Raw genomic sequence first — 24,496 nt, 5'->3', positions numbered from 1 at the left:
AAAAAGGCGATACCATATATGACCACTGACAAATAAACACTTTACATATATGAAAGTTGCCATTTTCGGACAATATTATCAAAACGACACACGACCTATTATCAGAGACATCTTTTTATTTTTCAATAATAACAAGGTCGAACTAGTGATTGAAGAAAATTTTCTAAAAATATTATACGAGCAAGAAATCCTAAAAAAAGAATACAAAACCTTTAATAATTATAAGTGTTTGGATTCGAGTTTTGATATTTTGGTGAGTATTGGTGGTGACGGAACCATTTTGAGAGCAGCTACTTTTGTTCGCGATTCATGCATTCCGATATTAGGAATCAATGCAGGTAGATTGGGGTTTTTGGCCAAAGTTCAGAAAGAAGATATTGAGCAGTTTTTGCAAATAGTTTTAGAAAAAAAATATACCATTTCCGAAAGAACACTATTAAGTTTAGAATGTTCACCAGAAAACGAACAAATCAACGAGTTGAATTTTGCCATGAACGAAGTAACCGTTAGTAGAAAAGACACCACTTCGATGATTACCATTGACACTTCTTTAAACGATGAGCATTTAAATTCGTATTGGGCAGACGGCTTGATTATTTCAACACCAACTGGGTCAACAGGTTATTCTTTAAGCTGTGGCGGACCCGTTTTGACACCAGAAGTCAAAGGATTAGTAATTACACCAATAGCACCTCACAATTTAAATGCACGTCCGTTAGTAATTCCAGATGATACCGAAATCAAACTAAAAGTTTCAGGTAGAGAAGAGCAATATTTAGTATCATTAGATTCTAGAATTGCAACCCTCAACAACAATTCGGTTTTAACCATCAAAAAAACGCCTTTTAAAATTAAGATGGTTGAAATTCCGAATGAAACCTTTCTAAAAACCTTACGCAACAAGCTACTTTGGGGTGAAGACAAAAGAAATTAACATCTTCTTTCGATACTACATTCTTCTTTTTTTCGTTAAATAGCAGTCCATTTTAAATGGAATTTATTTTAAACTTTAATTGTGTCAATTTTAATTTATTATAAATACTAATATCATGTTTTATTAGTAGCTATAATTGTTATATTTGCACGCTATTTTTCAATTAATGAAAAAAATATTTTTATTTATTTTTATATTAGGATTAACAAAATTAAACGCTCAGATTCACGAAGTTGGAGTTTTTCTTGGTGGTAGCAATTATATTGGAGATGTAGGAAAAACAAATTATGTAAATCCTAACGAGCTCGCTTTTGGGTTTTTGTATAAGTGGAATAAAAGTCCGAGACATGCCTGGAGAATCTCCTATACGCAATCTAAAATTACAGCAAATGATTTGGATTCTAAAGTATCGGGAAGGTATAAAAGAGGCTATAATTTTGAGAATAATATAAAAGAAATTTCGGCAGGTTTAGAATTCAATTTTTTTGATTTCAACTTGCATGAATTTGGAACAAAAGTAACGCCATATGTATATACTGGTTTGTGTTACACCAACTATGATGAATTGTATGTATTAAATGGCGAAACCAAGAAAGACATCAATCATGGTACTTTCGCAATTCCAATGACTGTGGGCATTAAAACTAATATTACTAAAGAGTGGATATTGGGTTTTGAAGTGGGAACACGATACACAATGACCGATAATTTAGATGGAAGTTTGCCTAAAAATGCAAATTTAGAGCCACTTAAATTTGGAAATATAAACAGCAAAGACTGGTATGTATTTAGTGGATTTACACTAACCTACACTTTTGGAGAAAAACCATGTTATTGCGCAGATTAAAAATATGAGTTTAAAAGAATCAATAAATAAGGACAATATACCCAAACACCTAGCCATAATTATGGACGGCAATGGACGTTGGGCTAAACAAAAAGGTTTATTGAGAACTCTTGGTCATGAAAGCGGTACTAAATCGGTAAAACGCATTGTAGAAACCTGCTCTAAATTGGGTATTGAAAATCTAACCTTATATGCCTTTTCAACCGAAAACTGGAACCGTCCAAAACTAGAAGTAGATACATTAATGAAACTTTTAGTGAGTTCTTTGAGAAAAGAAACCAAAACATTTCAAGAAAACAACATCCGACTAAACGCTATTGGCAATCTTACCAAGCTTCCAAATTCTATCCTTAAAGAATTGAATGAAGTTATGGACAAGACCAAAGACAATACCACCATGACCTTAACTCTTGCTTTGAGTTATGGCTCTCGCGAAGAATTATTAAATGTTGTTAAAAACATCAGTGATAAAGTTAAAAATAATATAATTTCAATAGAGGCTATTGATGAATCAATTATAAATCAGCATCTTTACACACACAATCTACCTGATGTAGATTTATTAATCAGAACCAGTGGCGAACACAGAATCAGTAATTTTTTGCTATGGCAAATAGCCTATGCCGAATTATTTTTTACTGACGTTTTATGGCCCGATTTTACAGAAGAACATTTATATGAAGCCATCATTAGCTATCAAAAAAGAGAACGAAGATTTGGAAAGACCAGTGAACAAATTAAACAATCCTAATAAAGTGTCAAAAAAATACCTTAAAATAGCAATAACACTTTTATTCTTAGGAGTTGTTTTTCAGTCAAATGCACAAGATAATTTATCATTCGAGCAAGGAAAAAAGTACATTCTTGGCAATGTAAATGTTATTGGAAAAATAAGCTACAATCAACAAACTGTTGTGACATTTGCTGGTTTAGAAAAAGGGCAAAACATCACCGTTCCTGGTGAAGAAATCAGTAATGCCATCAAGAAATTAGGTAAACTTGGTTTGTTTAGTGACATCGATTTTTATGTAAATGAAGTAAAAGGCGATAGCATCTATTTAGACCTAGAAATTACTGAATTACCCAAACTTAATGAAGTAAAATTTAACGGCGTTAAAAAGAACAAAGTTGAAGATTTAATCAAAGAAAATGCACTTACAAAGGGAAAAATTGTAAATGAAAACCTAATTACTACAACCAAAAACTATTTGGAAAACAAGTACAAAAAAGAAGGTTTTTTTAATACCAAAGTAGCGATTCGCACCATTCCAGCAGACACCGTTAAGAATGTTGTGAACATGTTAGTAAATATCGATAAAGGTGACAAAATAAAAATTACACAAATTGCTTTTGAAGGCAATGAAAAATTTTCGGACAAAAAACTCCGAAAAGCAATGAAAAATACCAAAAAAATCAATCCAATACGAATTTTTAAAGCATCCAAATTCATCAAAAAGAAATACGATGAAGATTTAGTAAAAATTGCTGATGCTTATAAAGAAAAAGGATACCGCGATGCAAGAATTGTTTCTGATTCAGTATGGTTGGATAAGAAAAAGAATAAATTAGCCATCAATATTAAAGTTGAAGAAGGTAAGAAATACTACTTCGGAGACATTAAATTCTTAGGAAATTCTGTCTATTCAGATCAATTATTGAACAGTTATTTGGGTATTAAAAAAGGAGACACCTACAATGGGGTACTTTTAGAAAAAAGAATCGCTGATAAATCGAAACCGGATGCTGATGACATTACCAATCTTTATCAAAATAATGGTTATTTATTCTCAACTATAAATCCTGTTGAAGTAAGAACGGTTAATGACTCCATTGATTTTGAAATAAGAGTTACAGAAGGTCCAGTGGCATATTTCAATAAAATTTCTGTGGTAGGTAACGACAAAACCAACGACAAAGTAATCTACCGCGAATTGAGAACAAAACCGGGAGAAAAATACAGTAAAGAAGACTTAGTAAGAACGATTCGTGAGATTGGTCAATTAGGTTTCTTTGACCCAGAAGCGATTGAACCAAAATTTAAAAATGTTGATCCAACCGCAGGAACGGTAGATATTGAATACAATCTTAAAGAAAAAGGATCCAGTCAAATAGAACTTCAAGGAGGTTATGGTGGCGGTGGATTTATTGGAACACTAGGATTGTCTTTCAACAACTTCTCGGTTCAAAATATTTTCAAAAAAGAAGCGTACCATCCGCTTCCCATGGGAGACGGGCAAAAAGTATCGTTGCGTTTGCAAGCCAGTACTTTCTTTAGAACCTATAGTTTATCGTTCTCAGAACCATGGTTTGGCGGAAAAAAACCCGTGAGTTTCTCGGCTTCTATCTCACAAAGTAAACAATTTTTATACACCGGATCATACAGCAGTATCGATAGAAGTAAAAGTTTTAATATTACCTCACTTTCTGTTGGTTTAGCCAAAAGACTTACCGTTCCAGACGATTACTTTGTATTATCAACTGCCTTGAGTTTCCAACATTATGATTTACACAATTATAACACCGGGTTATTTACATTTGGAAATGGTTCTTCTAAAAACTTTGCGTTCAATATTGGTCTAACTAGAAATAGTAAAGGAATTAATCCAGTATTCCCAACCAAAGGTTCTGAATTTAGTATTTCTACCAAATTTACATTGCCGTATTCCTCTTTTAATAAAATTGACTACGGAAATTTAGAAAATTTACCAGAATATAAGTTAACTTATGATGGAACTAGTGCAACAACTCCAATTCCAAATTCAATTGGTGAAACACCAAGTGTAGGCGATTTCATCAAATACGGAACTGTAAATAACATAACCGGATATTACAAAGTATATAGTGCTGCCGATGCTGATGTAAATCGTGGTAAAGTAGATCAGAAAAAATTCAACTGGTTGGAATACTATAAAATCAAACTGAAATTTGATTGGTATACCAAATTAATCGGTAACGATCAACACGCACTTGTATTGCGTTCTTTGGGTGAGTTTGGTTATTTAGGAGCATACAATTCTGCAAGAGGAGTTGTACCATTTGAGCGTTATTTTGTTGGAGGAGATGGATTGGCAAATTATGCTTTAGATGGTAGAGAGGTTATCCAATTGAGAGGGTATCCAAACCAATCTTTATCGGCTTCTACTGGTGGAACTATATATAACAAATTTTCATTAGAATTGAGATACCCTTTAACTTTAAAAGCAGCCGCATCGATTTATGGTTTAACTTTCTTAGAAGCTGGAGCATCGTATAACAATTTTCAAGAATATAATCCGTTTGTATTACAACGTTCAGCCGGATTTGGTATAAGAATCTTTATGCCAGCATTCGGTCTTCTTGGAATTGACTTTGCACATGGTTTTGATCCTGTTCCTGGAACAACAGTAAAAAGTGGTTGGCAAACACATTTCATTATTGGACAACAATTTTAGTATATTTGCTTAAACATTTCTAAACTCAGCGTTATGAAGAAATATATTTTATTACTGTTAGTTGCTTCATTATTAACATCCTATAATGGGAAAGCGCAGTCACGTGGCATAAAAGTTGGATACATTGACATGGAATATATCCTTGAAAAAGTGCCTGATTATGCTGAAGCAAAAAACCAATTAGAACAAAAAGCTGAAAAATGGAAGCAAGAAATTGAAACCAAAAAAAGCGATATCAATAAACTAAAAGAAGCTTTAAAAACTGAAAGAGTTTTATTAACCAAGGAACTTATTGAAGAACGAGAGGAAGAAATTGCTTTTCAAGAGAATGAGTTATTAGAATACACTCAGAAAAAATTTGGTCCAAATGGCGACTTAATTGTACAAAAAGCAGTTTTAGTAAAGCCGATTCAAGACCAAGTTTTCAATGCGGTTCAAGACATCGCCGAAGCAAAAAAATACGACTACATCTTCGATAAATCTTCCGATTTGACCATGTTGTTTGCTGCCAAAAAGCACGATATTAGCGACCGAGTAGTTCAGGTTTTAACACGTGCTGAAAAAAGACAGCAAATGACCGAAAAACAAAGAAAATTAGAAGAAGAAAAAGAGCGCAAGCAAGACATGATCGACGATAATCCGGAGCTTTCTGAAAGACAAAAACTTGCCGATCAAAGAAAAGCAGAGCGATTAAAAATGGTTGAAGATAAAAAAATTGCTGCCGAAGAAAAGAAAAAAGCAGCTGAAGAAAAAAGAAAACAATTATTAGCAGACAAAAATGCCAAAAAAAGTGGCACAGTTTCTGATAAGTCAAATACGGATGGCACTAGCACTACAGAAACAAATGCCGCTGATAAAAAAGCAGCCGCTGATGAAGCTAAAAAGAAAACTTTAGAAGAACGCCAAAAAACAATTGACGACAGAAAAAAGGCAGCAGAAGAGAAAAAACAAAAAATATTAGCAGATAGAGAAGCTGCCAAAAAAGCTAAAGAAGACGCTAAAAACAAACCTTAAATAAATTAAAACAATAATTAATACCTAAAATGATGAAACAATTAAGAACTTTTTTAATAGCTGCAGTAGCTTTATTTGGTTTTCAAACAATTAATGCGCAAACAAAAACAGCTCATGTTGATGTTCAAGAAATTATGACTAAAATGCCTGCGGTTTTGGATGCTCAAAATCAATTGAAAAAATTAGGTGATACTTACAGCGCTGAATACAAAACAATGGTAGATGAGTATCAATCTAAATTAAAAAAATATGATGCTGAAGCAGGTACTGTAACCGATGCGGTGAACCAAACACGTCAACAAGAAGTACAAGATATGGCTAAAAGAATTGGTGATTATCAAGATACTGCTCAAAAAGATTTACAGAAAAAAGAAGCTGATTTAATGAAACCAATTACGGATAAAGTAAAAGCTTCTATTCAAAAAGTTGGTAAAGCTAAAGGATACCAATACGTATTAAATGCTGCCGATCTTTTATTAGCTGATGGTCCAGACTTAACTGCTGACGTAAAAAAAGATTTAGGATTTTAATCCACATCTCACAAAATAATAAAAACTGCTCAATGGATTTGGGCAGTTTTTTTTTACTTTTGTTTTATGATAAATAATAATCCTATAGGACTTTTTGATTCCGGAATTGGCGGCACTTCCATTTGGAAGGAAATTCATCAATTGCTTCCTTCCGAAGACACTATTTATCTTGCCGACAGTAAAAATGCTCCTTACGGAGAAAAATCTAAAGAAGAAATCATTCATTTAAGTGCTAAAAACACGGAGTTTCTTCTAAATCAAAATTGCAAATTAATAGTTGTGGCTTGTAATACCGCAACCACTAATGCCATCAAAGAGTTAAGAGCAAAATACAGCGTTCCATTTATTGGAATTGAACCTGCGATAAAACCTGCAGCGCTTCATTCACAAACCCAAAAAATTGGAATACTTGCCACTAAAGGCACTTTAAACAGCGAATTATTTTACAAAAATGTAGAACAATTTCAAGACATTCAAATTATTGAACAAATTGGTTTTGGCTTGGTTGAATTAATTGAAAATGGCCAAATGGATTCGCTGGAAATGAATAAATTACTGAATGACTATTTAACTCCAATGATAGAAGCTAATATTGATTATTTGGTATTGGGTTGTAGTCATTATCCTTATTTAATTCCTCAAATTAAAAAAATACTTCCTGAAAATATTAAAATTATCGATTCGGGAGAAGCAGTAGCCAAACAAACTAAAAAGATACTGACAGAAAAAGTGGGTTTTAGAGAACCCGGTCTTAAAAGCAATCAGATTTTCTACACAAATGTAAATCCAAAAGTAATTTCAGACCTATTGAAAAACCAATATACTGTAACTGAGAAAGATTTCTAAAGAGGGTGCTTGATATAAGTATCGATAGTTCCTTCAAAAAGAGTATCTTTGCAAAAATAAAAAGCATGAATAATTCCAATAATAAAAAGCGAACAGGGACAAGCAAACCTAGTGGTGACCGAAAAAAATCGGCAGCTACTTCAAAACCTGCTATGGCTAAACGTTCTCAAAATAAAAAACCAGTAGTTAAAAAAGACTCACCAAACGTACCGAAACCATTAAAATCGGATGACATTCGTTTGAATAAATACATCGCCAATTCGGGTGTATGTTCGCGTCGTGATGCTGATATTTATATCCAATCTGGGAATGTAAAAGTTAACGGTATACCTGTGACCGAAATGGGATATAAAGTGAAACCAGGCGATGTAGTTAACTTTGATGGTGTTACCCTAACTCCAGAAAGAAAAGAATATTTTCTTTTAAATAAACCCAAAAACTTCACTACTTCTAACGAAGAAGTTGAACATAAAAATGTTTCCGAATTGATCAAAGGCGCATCAACAACTAAGATGCAACCTATTGGCAGAATGGATAAAAACACCACAGGATTATTAGTCTTTACTAATGATACTGATATGATACGCAAATTCAGTTTGCCAAATCAAAAATCACCAAAAATTTACCAAGTTACTTTAGATAAAAATTTAAAGTTTGAAGATTTGGAAAAAATAGCCTCAGGAGTTACTCTTGACGGTCATCGCTTGTTTGTGGACGAAGTTAGTTACATCGAAGGTGAACCAAAAACAGAAATTGGCATCAAACTAAGAACTCCTAATGTAAAAGTGGTACGTGCTATATTCGAAAACTTTAAATATACCGTTATAAAAGTAGATCGAGTTGCCTTTGCAGGATTAACCAAAAAAAATCTTCCAAGAGGAAATTGGAGAGCGTTAACAGAGCAAGAAATTATTAATTTAAAAAATATATAACCACGCCAAAAACGTGGTTTTTTTAAATATGACTACACAAAAAAATTTATCTATTGCACACGCATGGTTTGAAGCCTTTAACACTCATAATTTAGAAAAATTACTTTCGTTATATGATGAAGATGCTCAACATTTTAGCCCAAAATTAAAAATAAGACATCCTGAAACTAAAGGATTAGTAACTGGAAAAAATGCTTTAAGAACTTGGTGGCAAGATGCTTTTGACCGATTACCAACCCTAAATTATAAAGTAACTTCCTTGACTGCGAATGATGATAGGGTTTTTATGGAATACATCAGAACTGTTACAAACGAAGAAGATATGCTAGTAGCAGAAGTTCTGGAAATTAAAGAGCAAGTTATTGTAGCTTCGCGAGTATATCACGGATAAAATAATTGAAAAACAATAAAATAGCATTAAAATACTGTCTTTTTTCTTCCAAGATGATCAAATAAATTGTAACTTTATTTTTTTAATTAAATCATCACATTATGGCAGTATTAAAAGTAATTGAAGTTCTTTCAAGTTCCGAAATAGGCTGGGAAGACGCTACTCAAAAAGCAGTAACACAAGCAGCAAAATCCTTAAAACATATTCGTTCTGTTTATGTTCAAGAACAAAGTGCTACGGTAAAAGATGGAAAAGTTACCGAATATAGAGTAAATTTGAAATTGAGTTTTGAAATCGAATAAGTACATTTTTAATCATTAAACAAAATAAATATGGGAATAGGTGGGTTTTTTAAAAACTTGTTTGGTTCGTCCAAAGAAAAAGTAAGTGATGTAGCGGATAAAGCTGAAAATTTAGTTGAAGATGCTATTGAAAAAGTAAAAGAAACTGCAGCTCCATTGGTTGATAAAGCTGAGGAATATGTGGAAACAGCCAAAGAAAAAGTTAGCGAATACGTTCCTGCTGCAACCGAAGCAATAGATAACGTTGTTGAAACTGTAAAAGAAAAAGCAAGCGAACTAGTTGACAAAGCTGAAGAATTTACAGAAAATGCAGTAACAACTGTGAAAGACAAAGTGAATTCGTTTACCGATGATGCCAATGATGAAGCACCTTCAAAACCAGAAGGACCAATAAACAGAGTTGAAGAAGACGCAGATTAATTTCAAGAAAATACTATCTTTGCAAAAAAATTAAATCACACTTTTTAGTGTGATTTTTTACATTATTATGGAAGTAAAACAAGATTTCTTTTCAGCAGAAGGTTATATTAAAGGATTTATTAAAGTCCTTATCGAATATTCTCCAAAGTTAATTTCGGCATTTTTAATACTTTTTATCGGACTTTATACCATTCGGTTTGTCAATCGAATGACCCGAAAAATAATGCTAAAACGAAATTTAGACCCTACCCTATCTAAATTTTTAGCCGACATCATGATCTGGGTATTTCGAGTATTACTATTTGTTACATTCATTTCTAAACTCGGAATAGAAACTTCTTCTTTCGTGGCCATTTTAGGAGCTGCAGGTTTAGCGGTTGGAATGTCATTACAAGGTTCGCTATCCAACTTTGCAGGCGGTATGTTAATTATTTTGTTCAAACCATTCCGAGTTGGCGATACCATAGAAGCACAAGGTGTGATAGGAACCGTTTCAGAAATCCAAATATTTGTAACCAAATTACTAGCCGCTAACAATCAAACGATTTTTATTCCGAATGGGATTTTGTCAAATGGCATCATAACCAATCTTTCCATTGCAGGAATGCGCCGATTGGATTTAGTCTTTTCACTATCTTATGCCACAGATATTAAAGTTGCTAAAGAGGTTGTGATGGACGTAATGAAAAATCATCCCAAAGTTCTCAAAACTCCAGAGCCTGTGGTTTTAGTAAGAGATTTAACCGACAACGCAATCCATCTTGCCATTCGTCCTTGGTCTAAAAACGAAGATTTCGGAACCGTTTCTTCAGACATCTTAGAACAATGCAAAACTGCTTTTGACGAAAAAGGCATCCAAATTCAACCTTTTGTTAGAGATGTTGCTAAATAATTATTTGGCAAACATAAAGTCTTTAAGATAATACGGCTCAAAATAAGCCACATCAACAAAATCCTTTTTTTGGAATTTTTCAAAAGAAAGAGCACTCATTTCTTTTGCCGAAGGATAGACAATGCCTTCAAGAAAAACAAAATTTGATTGGGTCATAACCGATTTTGCTTTTTCATTACTATCTCCAACAAAATAAACCGTATCGGTAATTGTAGCAAAACTTTCTGGAGTTAAAACTTCAGATTGAACCTCACGAATCATTTCTTTTTTGGAATTGAAAATAGCACTATACACTTCCATTCTGCGTGCATCAATCATCGGTATAATTAAACCATCATTGTACGCCACTTGGTGCGCTAATGAAGTCAAAGTATCTATTGCCATTAACGGAATTTGCAATGCATAACTCAATCCTTTTGCTGCAGAAACACCAATACGCAACCCAGTATAGGAGCCCGGACCTTGACTTATTGCAATTGCAGCTAAATCAGACATAGAAATACCAGCTTCTGCAACAATTTCTTCTATAAAAACATGGAGCTTTTCCGCATGTGAATACCCTTGCTCTGCAATTTCTTTACAATTGATAGTTTCTCCATTTTTTGCTAAAGAAACCGAACAGTTTTTGGTTGCTGTTTCGAGATTAAGAATATAACTACTCATGGAATTAATAAAAATGAATTTTGATTATTTTTTTGGAAGTTTGTCTTTGGCACCACTCAATTTTACTTTATCACCCGAACTCAAATCTTTGGAAACGGTAACATAAGGCCCTGTAATTACTTCGTCGCCTTTTTTCAACCCAGACAAAATTTCAATATTGGTATCGTCTTGAATACCTGTTTTTACAATTCTGATTTTAGCTTTATCGCCAACTTTCACAAAAACACATTCAAATTTTTTATCACTTTTTGATTTAACTTGATCCTTATTTTCTTCTGGCATTTCAAATTTCTTAGTAGCTGTAGTATCTGATTTTACAACAACAGCACTAATTGGAATTCCAATTACATTTTCTTTTCTAGTAGTAATAATATCTACTGTAGCCGTCATTCCTGGTCTGAATGGCGAATAAGTAGCAGGTTTTCCTTCAATTAAATCTAAATACGACTCTTTCAAAATTCTAACTTTTACTTTAAAATTAGTTACCTGATCGGCAGTTGTAGTGGTACTTGCCGAGTTAGAAATGCTTGTTACAACGCCTTTAAATTCTTTTTTCAAATACGCATCCACTTGGATTTTAGTTTCATCACCTATGTTGATTTTAACGATATCATTTTCGTTCACATCAACCTCAACTTCCATATTGTTTAAATTGGCAACGCGCAATAATTCGGTTCCAGCCATTTGTTGGGTTCCCAAAATACGTTCTCCCAATTCTACATTAAGTTTAGAAATTGTTCCGTCATTTGGTGCATAAATCGTGGTTCTACCCAAATTGTCTTTAGCTTCTTTAACCGTTGCAGAAGCACTTTGTACGTTGTAATATGCTGTTTGTTTATTGGCTTTAGCTACTTCAAAAGAAGCGATAGCTTTATCCCAATCGGCTTTAGATATGATGCCTTTATCGTATAGTGTCTTATTTCGTTCATAGCTCGCTTGCGCTTCTTTAAAGGAAGCATCAGCCTGACTTAGACCCGATTTTGTGCCCGAGTAATTCGATACCGAACGATTCAACCCAGAAGTATATAAATCGGGATTGATGCGCACTAACAAATCGCCTTTTTTAACAACTTGCCCTTCTTTTACAGGCAAATCGATAATTTCTCCAGAAACTTGAGACGAAATTTTAACTTCTATTTCCGGCTGAATTTTTCCAGTGGCTGATACGGTTTCGACAATAGTAATTTCATTGGCTTTAGCGACTTCAACCTCTTTAGAATCATCATTTTTACCAATAACTCCTTTAGATTTTAAAACAACAAGCAATCCAACTATTACTAATATTACAACTACAATTAGGGTAATTCTTTTCTTTGACATGATATTATTTTTTTTCAATGATTGGTATTCCGAAATAAAACTCTACAATTTTAACCTTAAAAATATAATCGTATTTCGTTCTTAAAACTTCCGATTGGGCATTCACATATAACGTTTGTGATTGATTAAAATCAAAACTATTCATCATTCCCACTGCATATTTTTCTTTAGCATAATTGAAGGCTTCTTTTCTAGCTTCAAATGCGGCAACTGCGGCTTGATAAGCATTTAATGCTACATTGGCATTGGTAATAGCAGTGTAAACATTTCGCTCTAAATCGAGATTGGCCTGTTTTTCTACCGTTTTCGAGCGCTCGTATGCAATTTTAGCACGTTGAAAATTATTAGATGCCGAAAAACCATTCAAAATGGGAATATTCAATTGAACCCCAAAATTATGTCCTTTATTTCTACTAAATTGATCAAAAAAGGGAAGTGGATTTCCTAATACCGTAGAATAATTTGGCTGTAAAACATTCTGTCCAGTCCCTTCTACTTGTCCAATCACAGAAGTTGGATTGGTTACGTCTTGAGTAAAACCAACAACTCTATTAGCGTAACTTACTCTCGAACTAAAACTATAAAAACCAGTCAAACTAGGTTGAAAAGCGCCTTTGGCAATTTTGACATCTTTTTCAGCTATTTCTAAATTGGTTTTTGCAATTTTTAATTCTACTCGATCTTGTTTGGCTTTTTCAACAATAGTTTCTGGTTTTTCAAGCATTGTGGCACTGGGCTTAGCTTCATAATCTACATCAACAACATCAAATGTTTGAAAATCTTCCAACTGAAGTAATTGAGCCAAACTTAATTTCGATATGAATAAGTTGTTTTCTGCTGTAATAACCTTTTGTTTATCAGCCGCAACAGTTGCTTTAACGTCTAACAAATCACCACGTGCTACAACACCAGCTGCAACCATCTCTTCACTTTTCTTTTGTTGTTTTTCATCGTTAGCCAACTGCTCATTTTGCACTTTCAAATTTTCTTTATTGAATAAAATTTGCAAATAGGCATTGGCCACATTTAACGAAATATCATCCTGCATTTTAGACAGTTGATATTGAGCGGCAAGTATCGATAAATTGGCTTTTCGAAATTTATTCTGATTTTGAAGACCATTATAAATCGTAATATTTGAATTTATTCCAGCCGATGTAAATTGTGTTGTTTGATTTTCTAATAAACCAGTTGTAATGTTCTGATTCAAACCAATATTCCACGAATGAGAAGCATTAGCATTAATGCTTGGTAAAAAATTCCCTAAAGCTGCCTTTTTCGAAATGGCTGTAGTCTCGGCATCCAATTCTGTTTGTTTGATAGAAATGTTGTTTTTGAGTGCATAATCAACACACTCTTGAAGCGTCCACTTTTTGGCTTGCGCATGGGTATGATTTCCTAAAAGCAAAACAAAAAGCAACATCAGTATTTTAAAGCCGTAATTTTTCATGTTCTTTCATTCAAAAGTGAAAATAGTATACAAATTTAGTCGTTTTAAAATGAATTCAACCAAATTATTATCTGCCTATCAGACGTTAAATTAGATTTTTTGTTACATTCACACCAAAATTAATTTTAGCATCTAAAATGAATACGATTATTATCCGATTAACCGCTGTTATCCTATTATTTTCTTTGATTGGTTGTTCTTCTACGAGCAAAATTACTACGTTAAAACCAGAGCCTTCTACCAATGTCGCTATGGCCTACAAAACCACTACTTCGTTTGTAAGTATGCCTATGGAAATTACACTCAAAGAAATTGAAAATCAGCTAAATAAATCATTAAACGGATTGATTTACAAAGACACCATTCTGTCTGACGATAAAACCGAAATGAAAATTTGGAAAACAGCTCCAATTAAGTTGGTTGAAAAGGATGGTAAAATAGAATCGGTTTTACCATTGAAAATTTGGTCAAAATTCAAATATGGTACTGATTTTCTAGGGTTAAACGACACTAGAGAAATCGAATTAAACGGCACCATAACCCTATTGAGCAGCGCAAAATTATCCAATTGGAAAATGTCAACTAGTTCTATAATAGAAGATTTTCAGTGGAGCGAAAGCCCTACAATATTAGTCGCTGGAAAAAAAGTACCCATTACGTACATCATCAACCCAACTTTGTCTATTTTCAAATCTAAAGTGGCTAAAAAAATTGACGATGCCATTGAAAAATCATGTGATTTTAAGCCTTATGTCTTGAATGTTTTACAAACCATGAGTACGCCGTTTGAAACCAGTGCACAATATGAAGCTTGGTTTAAGATGAATCCAATAGAAGTTTATGTAACTGATGCCGTACTTGAAAAAAGTAAAATTAAAATGGATTTAGGGTTAAAATGCACGATGCAAACGATGGTTGGTGAACAACCTAAAAATAATTTCAACAAAGACGCTGTATCGTTTAAACCGGTAAGTAAAGTACCCGATAAAACTACCGCATCTATTGCAGCCGTCTCGACGTATGAAAGTGCTTCAAGAATCATCACAAAAAATTTTCAAGGAAAAGAATTTGCCTCAGGAAGTCGAAAAATTGTGGTTCAAAAAGTCGATTTATGGTCGAAAGACGGTAAAATGATCATTGCCCTTGACATGACTGGAAGTATCAATGGTACAATTTACTTGAGTGGAATTCCAAATTACAATTCGATTACCAAAGAAATTTACTTTGAGCAAATGGATTATGTATTGAATACGAAAGGCATTTTAACCAAAACAGCCAATTGGCTTTTACAAGGAATAATTTTGAAGAAAATTCAAGAAAACTGCCGTTATTCTATTAAAGAAAATTTGGATGAAGGCAAGAAAAACTTATTGCCCTATTTGAACAATTATTCGCCCATGAAAGGTGTTTTTGTTAATGGCACGATGAATGACTTTGAATTTGAAAAAGTAGAACTAACCAATGAAGCCATCATTGCTTTTATAACTGCCACTGGAAAGATGAATGTTAAGATAGACGGAATGGAGTAATTACTGTTGTTTTTTCTTGTACATTCTATAAACGACAACGCCTACAACACCAACTAGAATGTAGGGAATTATCATTAAATAAACGATACCATCATTTACTGCCTCGGCTTTCATGGTATTCCCTTCACTCTCTAAAGACGCTCTACACATAGCACATTGGGCTTGTGAACCTAGAGAATAAAGTAGGAAAAATAGAAAATAAACTGTTTTACTTTGCAAGAAGAACAGCTTATATGCAGTATTAGTATTACTCTTTTTTACACGATTTTTAAACATAGTACGGTGCAATCATAAAGTAAACAATTACTCCAGTAACCGCAACATACAACCATAAAGGAAAAGTTATACGCGCTAATTTTTTATGACGGTCAAAATCTTTAGATAAAGCTCTAACATACGTAAACAATACTAGAGGAATAATAGTTACTGATAAAATAATATGAGTAATTAATAAAAAGAAATACACGTATTTAATGAATCCTTCACCTCCAAATTTAGTGGCATCTGCCGTCATGTGATAGGCTACATACATCACTAAAAAAACCACAGAACAACCAATGGATGTTGTCATTAGCTTCTCATGTAAAACTCGATTGCCTTTTTTAATAGCTCGTACTGCCAAAACCAATAAAACAGCCGTTAGACCATTGATTCCGGCATATATTGGAGGCAAAAATGAAAGCGGTTCCATAACAACACCAAAGTCTTTTAATCGAACACTAAAAAGCAGAGCAACCGCAACAGGGATGAGTATTGAAACGATGATGATTGGTGCCTTAAATTTTTTTTCAATTGCTTTATTATCTTCCATGTTTTATTCTTTTAATAGTACTTTAATATCTTCTTTAATGGCATCAACACCTGGTTTCTCAAGACCATCATAATACAAAATAGGATTCCCTTGCTTGTCATAACGGCATCGAATTATACCATTTTTATCAATAAGAGCAAAAAGGCCTGAGTGCTCAAAATTTCCTAATGCTTTATTATTTTCTCCAACATACAAATTAAATCCTTTGTTGGCTAGGTTAAAAATATAATCTTTATTACCAGTTAGGAAATGCCAATTAGCAGCTGTAGCACCTATTTTGGCTGCATGTGTTTTAAGAACTTCCGGAGTATCGTTTTCTGGATTGATGCTAATGGATGCAATTCCAAAATCACTTTCTTTTGAAAATTCATTCTGAATTGACACCATATTTTTATTCATAATTGGGCAAATTGAAGGACAAGTAGAAAAGAAAAACTCTAATACATATACTTTGCCAACATAATCTTTATTGGAGATTTTTGTACCGTTTTGATCGGTTAGTTCAAACTTAGGAGCTGGCCCTATCTTTTTTAAATTCCCTTCTTTCACTATTTCGCTCGACAAACTCATGCGGTCGTTTTGAACTACTGAATCATTTTTAATTCTATCAATAATTTTGGGAATGAAAATAATTCCGAAAATCAATATGATGAATGAAATTCCGATATACGATTTATTTTTCATGATTAGATTTGTCTAGTTGCATTATGATTTCTTTTTAGAGCCAATCGATATTCTGCCAAAATAATTTTAACATCATCTGTCATTTGATTGTATAATTCTGAGACAAAAATGGTGTTGTAACCTTCTTTATATTCGGGTTTCCCTTTTTTATCATGCCCTTTTCTACCTCTCAAATTCCTTTTTTTGTCAATTATATAGACATTTGGTGTACCAAGTTTAGCATCTAATTTTCCAACAAGGTTTAATTTATTATAAAAAGTAGTAATCTGCTCTGGCGAACCAAAGACAAAATTCCAACCGGCTTGTGTTCCTAATTTCATTAAATCTTGTTGTAATTCACCAACTTGTTCTTGAGTTCCATCTGGCAAAATCATCACCATTTGAAAATCTTTAAAATCTTTATTTCTAGCATAGATTTTTTCATACAGATTAAAGAAATTTCCTTTGTGCTTTAGTACATCTTCGCCAATAAAACCAAGTATGCTAATCTTACCTGTTAAGGTAACCGGCTTTCCTTCTAAAGTTTTCCAAGAATTGATGTCTGGAATGTTTTTAGTAATAGTGGGAAGCTTAGCAAAGCTATTGATTCCAGAAGCAAAAAAAAGATAGGCAACAATAGGCAGAATAAACAATACGAATAGAACTAGATTCTTCTTCATTTTCAAAATTGATTTGATAGTACAAAAATAAAAAAAAGGTACGCATTGCGTACCTTTTTATTGAATTAATATCGTGTTAAAAATTCCACTTAATTGTAGCATCTCTAAATACCCCAAATATATAATTACCTTCCGTCAACAAGATGAATGATAAATATAAAATTAAGAAAATTACCGTCCAAACCACAGCTCTTCTCAAAGCTGGAGTCTCGCCTTCCATGTGCATGAAAGCCCAAACAATGTAATATGCTTTAAATATTGTAAGGATGATGAAAATCCAATTCAATAAATTCATGCCTAAAAAATTAGTCATGTGTAATGAAACTGGTTTTTGAATACCCAGAATAACTTCAACTGTTGTTACTACAGATAGTAATCCGAAAACAAACCAAATTCTTTTTGTATTAGAAACGTGTTCGTGTGACATAATATATAATTTCTAAAATATTAAACTAAGTAGAAGAATGTAAATACGAATACCCAAACTAAATCAACAAAGTGCCAATAAAGTCCAACTTTCTCAACCATTTCATACGTTCTTCTTTTTTCATACGTTCCTAAAAGAACATTGATAAAAATAATGATGTTGATGATTACTCCAGAGAACACGTGGAAACCGTGGAATCCAGTAATGAAGAAGAAGAAATCAGCAAACAATTTACTTCCGTATTCGTTGTGTTGCAAATTCGCACCTTCAATTACCAAACGAGCATCAGCTAATCTTTTCTCTGATTCAGCTCTGGTTAAAATAGTTTTGTGTTTCGATTTGAAAGTAAAATCATTTAATGTTGGGTGTACTCCTTGAGAAATTTTAGAAGTCGCTTCGTCAAAAATAGTTTCTGTTCTTACTAAATAATCTGGATGAGCTTTAAAACCCGCTTGAATTTGTTCTACAGAATACGTTGGCAAAGAGCTTTCTTCCATAAACCATTTGGCTTTACCTCTAGTCAATTGCTCTCTTTCTTTTGGAATGCTTGTATCGGCAAAATCCTTTATTGCGATATGGTTACCTTTAGCATCCACAAACTGAAGAATACTTCCTCCTTTTGTTTCCACAGCGCCATATTCACCTTGAATAAAATTTTTCCACTCCCATGCTTGTGACCCAACGAAGATTAAACCTCCAATAATAGTTAAAAACATGTAGAATGCTACTTTTCCTTGCTTCATTTGGTGTCCTGCATCAACGGCCAATACCATTGTTACCGATGAACCAATCAAAATAAAGGTCATTAATGCCACGTAGTACATTGGCATAGAAACACCATGAGCAAATGGAAAGTGCGTAAACACCTCATCAGCCAAAGGCCAAGTTTCGATAAATTTAAATCTTGAAAAACCGTAAGCTGCTAAAAATCCTGAAAATGTTAATGCATCCGAAACGATGAAAAACCACATCATTAATTTTCCGTAACTTGCTCCTAGTGGCTCATTTCCGCCATCCCAAGTTTTTCCTACAGTATTTGCAGTAGTAACTGTCGATCCCATAAAAAGTTATTGTTAAAAAGTTCCCAAATTTACATTTTTTTCTTATTTAAAGAAATATAAAAACAAAAATAAATAAATCCACAAGAAATCAAGAAAGTGCCAATACATTGCACCTAGCTCAATACCAAGAAATTGAGACGAATTGTACTTTTGTTTAAAATGATTATAAATTATAATTAATAATGAAATTATTCCTCCAGACAAGTGCGCCAAGTGCACATACACCAATACATACAAGAAAGAAATGGTGATAGAACCTGCTCCACCAACCGGATATAAATGGTTTTCAAAAAGCTGTGCAAATCCTTCAAATTGAAAATACACAAACCCAAGACCCAATACCAAAGTAGCTAATAAAAGTGATGTTGTGGCTTGTCTATTATCTTTCTTAATGGCTTTTTTGGCCAAATGAATGGTCACACTACATAAAAGAATGATGGCTGTACTAATAAAAAAAGCGGATGGCATATGAAAATCTTTCAACCAATCAGGTCTTGACTTACTCACAACCAAGGCGCTGGTTAATCCAGCAAACATCATCGTCATGCTTATCATAGCAAAAATCAACAAGAGCTTATAGGATCTTGCTGTGCGTGCTTTATGTTCTTCTGCTGTCATCATAACTAACGTAAAAATTTATCTGTTATATATATTATTTGTAACAAGGTGATGTAAGAAACACTCACTAGCATTAATATTCGTGCCGCCTTTGGCGTTCTTTCCTTATATAATTTTACCGCATACAACAACATCCACAACCCTAATAACAAGACCAAGATTGCCGAAACATACCCAATGTGCAACTGACCTGTAAATCCTAAACAAGGAAGTAAAGAAGCTACTATAAGCCACAAGGTGTACAATATGATTTGCATGGCTGTTTTATTGTCTCTTTGTCCTGTTGGCAACATGAAGAAACCTGCTTTTTCATAATCTTCAAACAAGAACCAACCTATGGCCCAAAAATGAGGAAACTGCCAAAAAAACTGAATCATAAACAAGGTTCCTGCTTCTATTCCGAAATGGTTTGTAGCGGCAACCCAACCCAACATAAACGGAATGGCTCCGGGAAATGCCCCAACAAAAACCGACAACGGCGTCATGGCTTTTAATGGCGTATACACACTCGTATATAAAAATATAGAAATCGCACCAAACATGGCTGTTTTGGGATTGATTAAATACAATAAAATTAACCCTATAATAGTAAGCAAACTTGCCACAAACAACGCCACATTGGGAGACATTCTTCCAGATGGTACTGGACGATTTTTAGTGCGATCCATCAACGCATCCAAATCTTTTTCAATCACTTGATTGAATGCATTAGAAGCACCAACCATACAATATCCGCCAACGGCCAACATTAAAAGCGTTGCCCAACTAAAGGGATGCTTATCGTCAAATCCTAATAAATAACCAGCTATAGACGAAAAAACAACACTAATAGCCAATCCAGCTTTAGTGATTTGTTTAAAATCGTGGTAGATTTTTATAGGAGAAAATGACGATGTATTGGTTTCCAAAAGTGTTTTGAAATTAAAACTGCTGCAAAAGTAGTTTATCAAAAAGGATTTGACAAAAAACAAACCATAAAATTGACAAAATAGAATGCTTTTTTCTAATAATCAAAATACCAATTGAAAATGTCGCATCGCAATCCGATGGAGAACCACGTAGTAGTTTCTTTCTTAACCAAATCAGTTTCTACTGTTGGTTTAAAATCGCGGTAAATTATACTTCCGAAAATCTTTAAATTGGTAGCTGGATTTACCAAATAACCTGCTTGTAAATCGGTGATGAAAATATTGGTTTTATTTCCTTGCCCGACTACTACATTATTGTTATACGGACGGTTTTCATTGTATCCTAAATAAATATTTCCGCCATAATTAAAATTATCTGTTGTTGTATTGAAATCCAATCCACGTGAACCAAAAGTAACTTTGGCATCAGCATAATAACGTCCTTTGTGATAACGAGCAATAGCTATAAACTCTTGTGCATTTCCACCCCATTGGTGTCCTAAACTTTGATTACTACTACCGTAATTGGTCAACGGATCACTATGTGAATACACATACGGACGAATGTGATTGTATTCTACTTGCAACAACAAATTATCGATATTGAATGCGTTGAAATATTTCATTCCGAATTGGTAAGCAAATTTATTCTTCCAACTTCTATTTCCTGCTTTTACTTCACCAAATGAAAATTCGTCGATTAAAAACTGACTGTACACATTAAACTGATTGTTCAATTTGTATTTTCCAGTCAATCCTAATAAGGCATTACCGCTTTTAGACGATGCCGAAATCTCAACCGCACGATAGAAAATAATCGGGTTGAAAAAACTCATATCGAAGCCTCGCTTGTTTTGATTGGCCCAAACTACCGATTCGAATAATCCCAAATTAAAACGCTTGGTAACATTCCAACTCAAATAATGATTTGCTACATATTTACTGGCATACGTTCCGTCTGAAGTTACTGCATCGCGAACGTCTTTCATGAACATGTAAGTATTGGTATATTTAATTTTCCAAAACGTAGAATTGATTTTTAAATAGGGATATGGACTAACACCATCGGTCAAGATTAACGAACGGTATCCATCTCCCAAAAAGTTTCTACCATACCCTACTTGAACGTCAAAAAACTTGCTTGGTGCATACGTTAAATTGGCTTCAGCCATAGGAAAATCAAAGGCATCTGTTTTAAATTCTTTAGCAATTCCAATTCCCGGTATGATTGCTGGATTTCCACCTGATGGACGAATAGAAACCGCATAATTATTGAAATAATCGGCAAATCTACCTAGACTTTCGTATATGGTTGTGGTAAAATTGAATTGTTTTCCAACGCCACCACGAATTTGGATTCCACGTGTATTAACATACGTTGAATTCTTTACACTTGGTGTGCTTTTTCCCATTTGCAAATCAAAAATAGGATTCATGGTAAACCAATAATCTTCACCTTGAATAGCTACTGTATTTTCGTTCCACAATTTTTTGCCCCACCACGATGTTTTGTTCTTCATTAACTTATCGTTTTCGGCTTCTAGGTTGTAATATTTAGAAACTTCGGCATACGTATAAGGCTTAGAAGCCGTGTGATTATTGCTGCCAACACGATTTAATGCCGCATCAAATTGCGCATAATAGCTGTGTGAAAACGGAATACTTAAATGACTTTGAAACTGTGGGTTTTTAAATTTTCGATAGGCAATACTGTCCAATTCGGTGAGTTCTTTATTCTTGTTTTTAGAAGAATATAAAAGGCTTTCTGGAGTGGGTTGCTGTGGTAACACTTCTTCATCCAACTTCACATCGGCTGGATTTTGCAACGGAATGGCTATTTTAATGGTGTATTTGGCATAGGTTGGCTTACCGTTGTAGGTTGGCGGAGTCACTTTGGGCATTTTACCAAAAACACGTTTACTTTCGGCAATTAATTCTTCTTCATTTGCATCCACATATTGTACTTTAAAACTTCCTTGGTCATCGACTTCAAAAAGCACAATTACAGCACCTTTATAATTATTTGTCTGAAGCTTTTTAGGTACTTGAAAATTGTTGTATACAAAGGTTTGCACTTCGGTATTAAAACAAGTTTCCAATGCTTTACCTTGTAAATTTTCGCACTTAGGAAAAATAGGCATTTGCTCACTGTTTTTTTGAGCAGGCGCAATTGTTAATGTAATAAAAGCCAGAAAAAGTGTAATTTTTTTAATCATCTTAATAGTATAATTTAGTAATCACTAGTTGTTGTTTCACCATGAGCAATAGCTTTGGCAGAAGAAGTTCCGATGCGTTTTACACCCAATTGAATCATGGCAACCGCTTCATCATAAGTTCGCACACCACCAGCTGCTTTCACCGGAAGTGGCGACGCATTTTCGAGCATCATCAATATAGTAGGGATTGTAGCGCCATTAGGCAACCCATTTTCTGTGGTGTAAAAACCTGTTGATGATTTTACAAAAACCGAACAATAATTTGATTCTTTAAAATTAGACATCACTACATTTTTAATCAATGTAGACAACTGAATGATTTGGTCAGCGTTTAAAGCCGCGACTTCAATGATCCATTTTACAATTTTATGATGAGACAAACCCAATTTAGTACCTTCAAGGATTTCGGTTTTTACCAATTCGATTTCGCCTCTTTTAAACGCTTCATAATTGCAAACAAAATCCAAATCATCGGCTCCATCTTCAATTGCTTTTTGGGCTTCGGCTAATTTTTCTTCTAACGAATACGTGCCTTCGTGAAATCCGATTACCGTTCCAATAGTCAGCACTGAATTGGCTTCCGTAATCATTTGCTTTGCCAACGAAACCATATCGGGACGAATCATAATCAATTTAAAGTGTTCGTCGATAGCTTCTTGGATAAAACCTTGAACTATTTTGGTGTTTTCGGCAACCGAAAGTCCCGCTTGTTCTGGTGTTTTAAGATAGGTTGAGTCTAAATATTGTTTGATATTCATTTTGATTTTTTAGAAGTGATAAAGGTACAAAAAAACCACTCAATGAGTGGCTTTCTTTTTAATATGATATAGGGTAATAAAAATAAATCCTATTATTGCGCCAGTTGTATTCGCATAAATATCATGGATATCGGGCGTTCGGGTTTTGGTAAAAATTCCTTGACAAATTTCCATAAAAACACCATATTCTATTGCAAAAAGAACGATAAGAATATGAGTAAAAACGGTATTGTATTTGGCTTTTAAAACAAAATTCCAAAACAGAACAAAAACGAAATAAAACGTAAAATGAACGTATTTATCTTTACCTGGAATCGTAATCGATTCACCAACATCACCCAAAGTTGCCAGACTAAGAAACGTGACTATTGCAGTCCAAAGCAGAGCAAATAATAGATATGTTTTGGTATTAAGCACCGATTAATTTTCCGTAAGCTTCGCTGTCTAATAATTCATCCCATTGCGATGCATCGGCAACTTTTACTTTCACCATCCATCCTGCTCCATAAGGATCCGAATTTACAGTTTCTGGATTGCGCTCTAAATCTTCGTTAAATTCAATGATTTCTCCAGCCAAAGGCAAGAACAAATCAGAAACAGTTTTTACCGCTTCAACGGTTCCAAAAACCTCATCTTTGTCTAACGTTTGATCTAATGTTTCTACTTCTACATAGACAATATCGCCCAATTCGCTTTGTGCGAAATCAGTAATTCCAATAGTAGCTACATCACCTTCAAGAGCAACCCATTCGTGGTCTTTAGTGTATTTTAAATTAGTTGGTATGTTCATTTGTTTGTGTATTTAAATTCAGGTCAAATGTATTGTTTATTCTTAAATTTTTAAAATGATTTT

General features: G+C 33.7%; 28 protein-coding genes. 13 read left to right on the top strand and 15 right to left on the bottom strand.

The window, feature by feature from the left end:
* Positions 1–49: 49 nt before the first annotated feature.
* From ACODSI_RS07025 to ACODSI_RS06970, 12 genes are all read left to right on the top strand, one after another.
* Positions 50–934 (top strand): NAD kinase, encoded by an 885-nt coding sequence (locus ACODSI_RS07025; RefSeq protein ID WP_488916125.1) that lies wholly within the window; start codon positions 50–52, stop codon positions 932–934.
* 166 nt (positions 935–1,100) lie between these two features.
* On the top strand, positions 1,101–1,781 hold the full coding sequence (porG, locus tag ACODSI_RS07020; RefSeq protein ID WP_488916124.1) for a type IX secretion system protein PorG: 681 nt from the start codon (positions 1,101–1,103) through the stop codon (positions 1,779–1,781).
* Between the two features lie 4 nt (positions 1,782–1,785).
* Positions 1,786–2,532 (top strand): undecaprenyl pyrophosphate synthase, encoded by a 747-nt coding sequence (gene uppS, locus ACODSI_RS07015; RefSeq protein ID WP_488916123.1) that lies wholly within the window; start codon positions 1,786–1,788, stop codon positions 2,530–2,532.
* Positions 2,459–5,212 carry an outer membrane protein assembly factor BamA gene (bamA, locus tag ACODSI_RS07010; protein WP_488916122.1) on the top strand — a complete coding sequence of 918 codons (2,754 nt, stop codon included), beginning with the start codon at positions 2,459–2,461 and terminating at the stop codon, positions 5,210–5,212. Before uppS ends, bamA begins: the two co-directional genes overlap by 74 nt.
* Positions 5,213–5,245: 33 nt before the next feature.
* Entirely contained in the window at positions 5,246–6,226 is a 981-nt protein-coding gene (locus ACODSI_RS07005) for an OmpH/Skp family outer membrane protein (RefSeq protein WP_488916121.1), read from the top strand.
* 32 nt (positions 6,227–6,258) lie between these two features.
* A complete protein-coding gene (locus ACODSI_RS07000; protein WP_488916160.1) occupies positions 6,259–6,756 on the top strand; it encodes an OmpH/Skp family outer membrane protein in 498 nt (165 codons plus the stop codon).
* Positions 6,757–6,822: 66 nt separating this feature from the next.
* Positions 6,823–7,602 (top strand): glutamate racemase, encoded by a 780-nt coding sequence (murI, locus tag ACODSI_RS06995; RefSeq protein ID WP_488916120.1) that lies wholly within the window; start codon positions 6,823–6,825, stop codon positions 7,600–7,602.
* Between the two features lie 65 nt (positions 7,603–7,667).
* The gene (locus ACODSI_RS06990; protein ID WP_488916119.1) at positions 7,668–8,534 is read left to right on the top strand and encodes a pseudouridine synthase; all 867 of its coding nucleotides are present in this window, start codon (positions 7,668–7,670) and stop codon (positions 8,532–8,534) included.
* Positions 8,535–8,562: 28 nt separating this feature from the next.
* Positions 8,563–8,925 carry a nuclear transport factor 2 family protein gene (locus tag ACODSI_RS06985; protein WP_488916118.1) on the top strand — a complete coding sequence of 121 codons (363 nt, stop codon included), beginning with the start codon at positions 8,563–8,565 and terminating at the stop codon, positions 8,923–8,925.
* A 101-nt stretch (positions 8,926–9,026) separates the two neighbouring features.
* Positions 9,027–9,227, top strand: a complete 201-nt coding sequence (locus ACODSI_RS06980; RefSeq protein ID WP_488916117.1) for a dodecin family protein — start codon at positions 9,027–9,029, stop codon at positions 9,225–9,227.
* A 30-nt stretch (positions 9,228–9,257) separates the two neighbouring features.
* Positions 9,258–9,647 (top strand): YtxH domain-containing protein, encoded by a 390-nt coding sequence (locus tag ACODSI_RS06975; protein ID WP_488916116.1) that lies wholly within the window; start codon positions 9,258–9,260, stop codon positions 9,645–9,647.
* Positions 9,648–9,714: 67 nt separating this feature from the next.
* The gene (locus tag ACODSI_RS06970) at positions 9,715–10,539 is read left to right on the top strand and encodes a mechanosensitive ion channel family protein (protein WP_488916115.1); all 825 of its coding nucleotides are present in this window, start codon (positions 9,715–9,717) and stop codon (positions 10,537–10,539) included.
* Here ACODSI_RS06970 and tsaB read toward each other — a convergent pair whose 3' ends face one another.
* The 3 genes from tsaB to ACODSI_RS06955 are packed head-to-tail and all read right to left on the bottom strand — an operon-like array spanning position 10,540 to position 13,972.
* Positions 10,540–11,202 carry a tRNA (adenosine(37)-N6)-threonylcarbamoyltransferase complex dimerization subunit type 1 TsaB gene (gene tsaB, locus ACODSI_RS06965; RefSeq protein ID WP_488916114.1) on the bottom strand — a complete coding sequence of 221 codons (663 nt, stop codon included), beginning with the start codon at positions 11,200–11,202 and terminating at the stop codon, positions 10,540–10,542. It abuts the gene before it with no gap.
* Positions 11,203–11,226: 24 nt separating this feature from the next.
* Positions 11,227–12,522 (bottom strand): efflux RND transporter periplasmic adaptor subunit, encoded by a 1,296-nt coding sequence (locus ACODSI_RS06960; RefSeq protein ID WP_488916113.1) that lies wholly within the window; start codon positions 12,520–12,522, stop codon positions 11,227–11,229.
* A gap of 4 nt (positions 12,523–12,526) precedes the next feature.
* Positions 12,527–13,972 carry a TolC family protein gene (locus ACODSI_RS06955; RefSeq protein ID WP_488916112.1) on the bottom strand — a complete coding sequence of 482 codons (1,446 nt, stop codon included), beginning with the start codon at positions 13,970–13,972 and terminating at the stop codon, positions 12,527–12,529.
* Positions 13,973–14,109: 137 nt separating this feature from the next.
* Here ACODSI_RS06955 and ACODSI_RS06950 point away from each other — a divergent pair, with 137 nt between their 5' ends.
* A complete protein-coding gene (locus ACODSI_RS06950; RefSeq protein ID WP_488916111.1) occupies positions 14,110–15,501 on the top strand; it encodes a DUF4403 family protein in 1,392 nt (463 codons plus the stop codon).
* Here ACODSI_RS06950 and ACODSI_RS06945 read toward each other — a convergent pair whose 3' ends face one another.
* The 12 genes from ACODSI_RS06945 to gcvH form a co-directional block, all read right to left on the bottom strand.
* Entirely contained in the window at positions 15,502–15,651 is a 150-nt protein-coding gene (locus ACODSI_RS06945; RefSeq protein WP_488916110.1) for a hypothetical protein, read from the bottom strand.
* Between the two features lie 118 nt (positions 15,652–15,769).
* The gene (locus ACODSI_RS06940) at positions 15,770–16,312 is read right to left on the bottom strand and encodes a DUF420 domain-containing protein (protein WP_488916109.1); all 543 of its coding nucleotides are present in this window, start codon (positions 16,310–16,312) and stop codon (positions 15,770–15,772) included.
* Positions 16,313–16,315: 3 nt separating this feature from the next.
* A complete protein-coding gene (locus ACODSI_RS06935; RefSeq protein ID WP_488916108.1) occupies positions 16,316–16,996 on the bottom strand; it encodes an SCO family protein in 681 nt (226 codons plus the stop codon).
* Positions 16,997–16,998: 2 nt separating this feature from the next.
* On the bottom strand, positions 16,999–17,655 hold the full coding sequence (locus ACODSI_RS06930) for a hypothetical protein (protein WP_488916107.1): 657 nt from the start codon (positions 17,653–17,655) through the stop codon (positions 16,999–17,001).
* A gap of 76 nt (positions 17,656–17,731) precedes the next feature.
* Positions 17,732–18,082: a cytochrome C oxidase subunit IV family protein gene (locus ACODSI_RS06925; protein WP_488916106.1), complete on the bottom strand. Its 351-nt coding sequence runs from the start codon at positions 18,080–18,082 to the stop codon at positions 17,732–17,734.
* A 20-nt stretch (positions 18,083–18,102) separates the two neighbouring features.
* A complete protein-coding gene (locus ACODSI_RS06920; RefSeq protein ID WP_488916105.1) occupies positions 18,103–19,143 on the bottom strand; it encodes a cytochrome c oxidase subunit 3 in 1,041 nt (346 codons plus the stop codon).
* A 42-nt stretch (positions 19,144–19,185) separates the two neighbouring features.
* Positions 19,186–19,764, bottom strand: coding sequence for a cytochrome c oxidase subunit 3 (locus ACODSI_RS06915; protein ID WP_488916104.1), 579 nt, complete (start codon positions 19,762–19,764; stop codon positions 19,186–19,188).
* A 2-nt stretch (positions 19,765–19,766) separates the two neighbouring features.
* Positions 19,767–20,669 carry a heme o synthase gene (cyoE, locus tag ACODSI_RS06910; RefSeq protein ID WP_488916103.1) on the bottom strand — a complete coding sequence of 301 codons (903 nt, stop codon included), beginning with the start codon at positions 20,667–20,669 and terminating at the stop codon, positions 19,767–19,769.
* 95 nt (positions 20,670–20,764) lie between these two features.
* Positions 20,765–22,885: a capsule assembly Wzi family protein gene (locus ACODSI_RS06905; RefSeq protein WP_488916102.1), complete on the bottom strand. Its 2,121-nt coding sequence runs from the start codon at positions 22,883–22,885 to the stop codon at positions 20,765–20,767.
* A gap of 14 nt (positions 22,886–22,899) precedes the next feature.
* A complete protein-coding gene (gene deoC, locus ACODSI_RS06900) occupies positions 22,900–23,643 on the bottom strand; it encodes a deoxyribose-phosphate aldolase (protein ID WP_488916101.1) in 744 nt (247 codons plus the stop codon).
* A 39-nt stretch (positions 23,644–23,682) separates the two neighbouring features.
* Positions 23,683–24,060 carry a VanZ family protein gene (locus tag ACODSI_RS06895; RefSeq protein ID WP_488916100.1) on the bottom strand — a complete coding sequence of 126 codons (378 nt, stop codon included), beginning with the start codon at positions 24,058–24,060 and terminating at the stop codon, positions 23,683–23,685.
* Positions 24,053–24,433 carry a glycine cleavage system protein GcvH gene (gene gcvH, locus ACODSI_RS06890; protein ID WP_488916099.1) on the bottom strand — a complete coding sequence of 127 codons (381 nt, stop codon included), beginning with the start codon at positions 24,431–24,433 and terminating at the stop codon, positions 24,053–24,055. Before gcvH ends, ACODSI_RS06895 begins: the two co-directional genes overlap by 8 nt.
* Positions 24,434–24,496 lie beyond the last annotated feature (63 nt).

It is taken from the genome of Flavobacterium sp. FG139, from assembly GCF_057809695.1.
Note: the sequence above shows the minus strand (reverse complement) of the source record. Positions and strands in the feature narration are given on the sequence as shown.

Bases quoted from the DNA above. Each gene is read 5' to 3' on its own strand.
- uppS (WP_488916123.1), top strand. From the start codon at position 1,786: ATGAGTTTAAAAGAATCAATAAATAAGGACAATATACCCAAACACCTA.
- ACODSI_RS06960 (WP_488916113.1), bottom strand. From the start codon at position 12,522: ATGTCAAAGAAAAGAATTACCCTAATTGTAGTTGTAATATTAGTAATA.
- ACODSI_RS06980 (WP_488916117.1), top strand. From the start codon at position 9,027: ATGGCAGTATTAAAAGTAATTGAAGTTCTTTCAAGTTCCGAAATAGGC.
- ACODSI_RS07025 (WP_488916125.1), top strand. From the start codon at position 50: ATGAAAGTTGCCATTTTCGGACAATATTATCAAAACGACACACGACCT.
- tsaB (WP_488916114.1), bottom strand. From the start codon at position 11,202: ATGAGTAGTTATATTCTTAATCTCGAAACAGCAACCAAAAACTGTTCG.
- murI (WP_488916120.1), top strand. From the start codon at position 6,823: ATGATAAATAATAATCCTATAGGACTTTTTGATTCCGGAATTGGCGGC.
- ACODSI_RS06945 (WP_488916110.1), bottom strand. From the start codon at position 15,651: ATGTGTAGAGCGTCTTTAGAGAGTGAAGGGAATACCATGAAAGCCGAG.
- ACODSI_RS07000 (WP_488916160.1), top strand. From the start codon at position 6,259: ATGAAACAATTAAGAACTTTTTTAATAGCTGCAGTAGCTTTATTTGGT.
- ACODSI_RS06970 (WP_488916115.1), top strand. From the start codon at position 9,715: ATGGAAGTAAAACAAGATTTCTTTTCAGCAGAAGGTTATATTAAAGGA.
- ACODSI_RS06925 (WP_488916106.1), bottom strand. From the start codon at position 18,082: ATGTCACACGAACACGTTTCTAATACAAAAAGAATTTGGTTTGTTTTC.
- ACODSI_RS06920 (WP_488916105.1), bottom strand. From the start codon at position 19,143: ATGGGATCGACAGTTACTACTGCAAATACTGTAGGAAAAACTTGGGAT.
- ACODSI_RS06950 (WP_488916111.1), top strand. From the start codon at position 14,110: ATGAATACGATTATTATCCGATTAACCGCTGTTATCCTATTATTTTCT.
- ACODSI_RS06930 (WP_488916107.1), bottom strand. From the start codon at position 17,655: ATGAAGAAGAATCTAGTTCTATTCGTATTGTTTATTCTGCCTATTGTT.
- ACODSI_RS06990 (WP_488916119.1), top strand. From the start codon at position 7,668: ATGAATAATTCCAATAATAAAAAGCGAACAGGGACAAGCAAACCTAGT.
- ACODSI_RS06905 (WP_488916102.1), bottom strand. From the start codon at position 22,885: ATGATTAAAAAAATTACACTTTTTCTGGCTTTTATTACATTAACAATT.
- ACODSI_RS06935 (WP_488916108.1), bottom strand. From the start codon at position 16,996: ATGAAAAATAAATCGTATATCGGAATTTCATTCATCATATTGATTTTC.
- ACODSI_RS06940 (WP_488916109.1), bottom strand. From the start codon at position 16,312: ATGGAAGATAATAAAGCAATTGAAAAAAAATTTAAGGCACCAATCATC.
- ACODSI_RS06975 (WP_488916116.1), top strand. From the start codon at position 9,258: ATGGGAATAGGTGGGTTTTTTAAAAACTTGTTTGGTTCGTCCAAAGAA.
- ACODSI_RS06985 (WP_488916118.1), top strand. From the start codon at position 8,563: ATGACTACACAAAAAAATTTATCTATTGCACACGCATGGTTTGAAGCC.
- porG (WP_488916124.1), top strand. From the start codon at position 1,101: ATGAAAAAAATATTTTTATTTATTTTTATATTAGGATTAACAAAATTA.
- ACODSI_RS06915 (WP_488916104.1), bottom strand. From the start codon at position 19,764: ATGATGACAGCAGAAGAACATAAAGCACGCACAGCAAGATCCTATAAG.
- deoC (WP_488916101.1), bottom strand. From the start codon at position 23,643: ATGAATATCAAACAATATTTAGACTCAACCTATCTTAAAACACCAGAA.
- ACODSI_RS06955 (WP_488916112.1), bottom strand. From the start codon at position 13,972: ATGAAAAATTACGGCTTTAAAATACTGATGTTGCTTTTTGTTTTGCTT.
- gcvH (WP_488916099.1), bottom strand. From the start codon at position 24,433: ATGAACATACCAACTAATTTAAAATACACTAAAGACCACGAATGGGTT.
- ACODSI_RS07005 (WP_488916121.1), top strand. From the start codon at position 5,246: ATGAAGAAATATATTTTATTACTGTTAGTTGCTTCATTATTAACATCC.
- bamA (WP_488916122.1), top strand. From the start codon at position 2,459: ATGAAGCCATCATTAGCTATCAAAAAAGAGAACGAAGATTTGGAAAGA.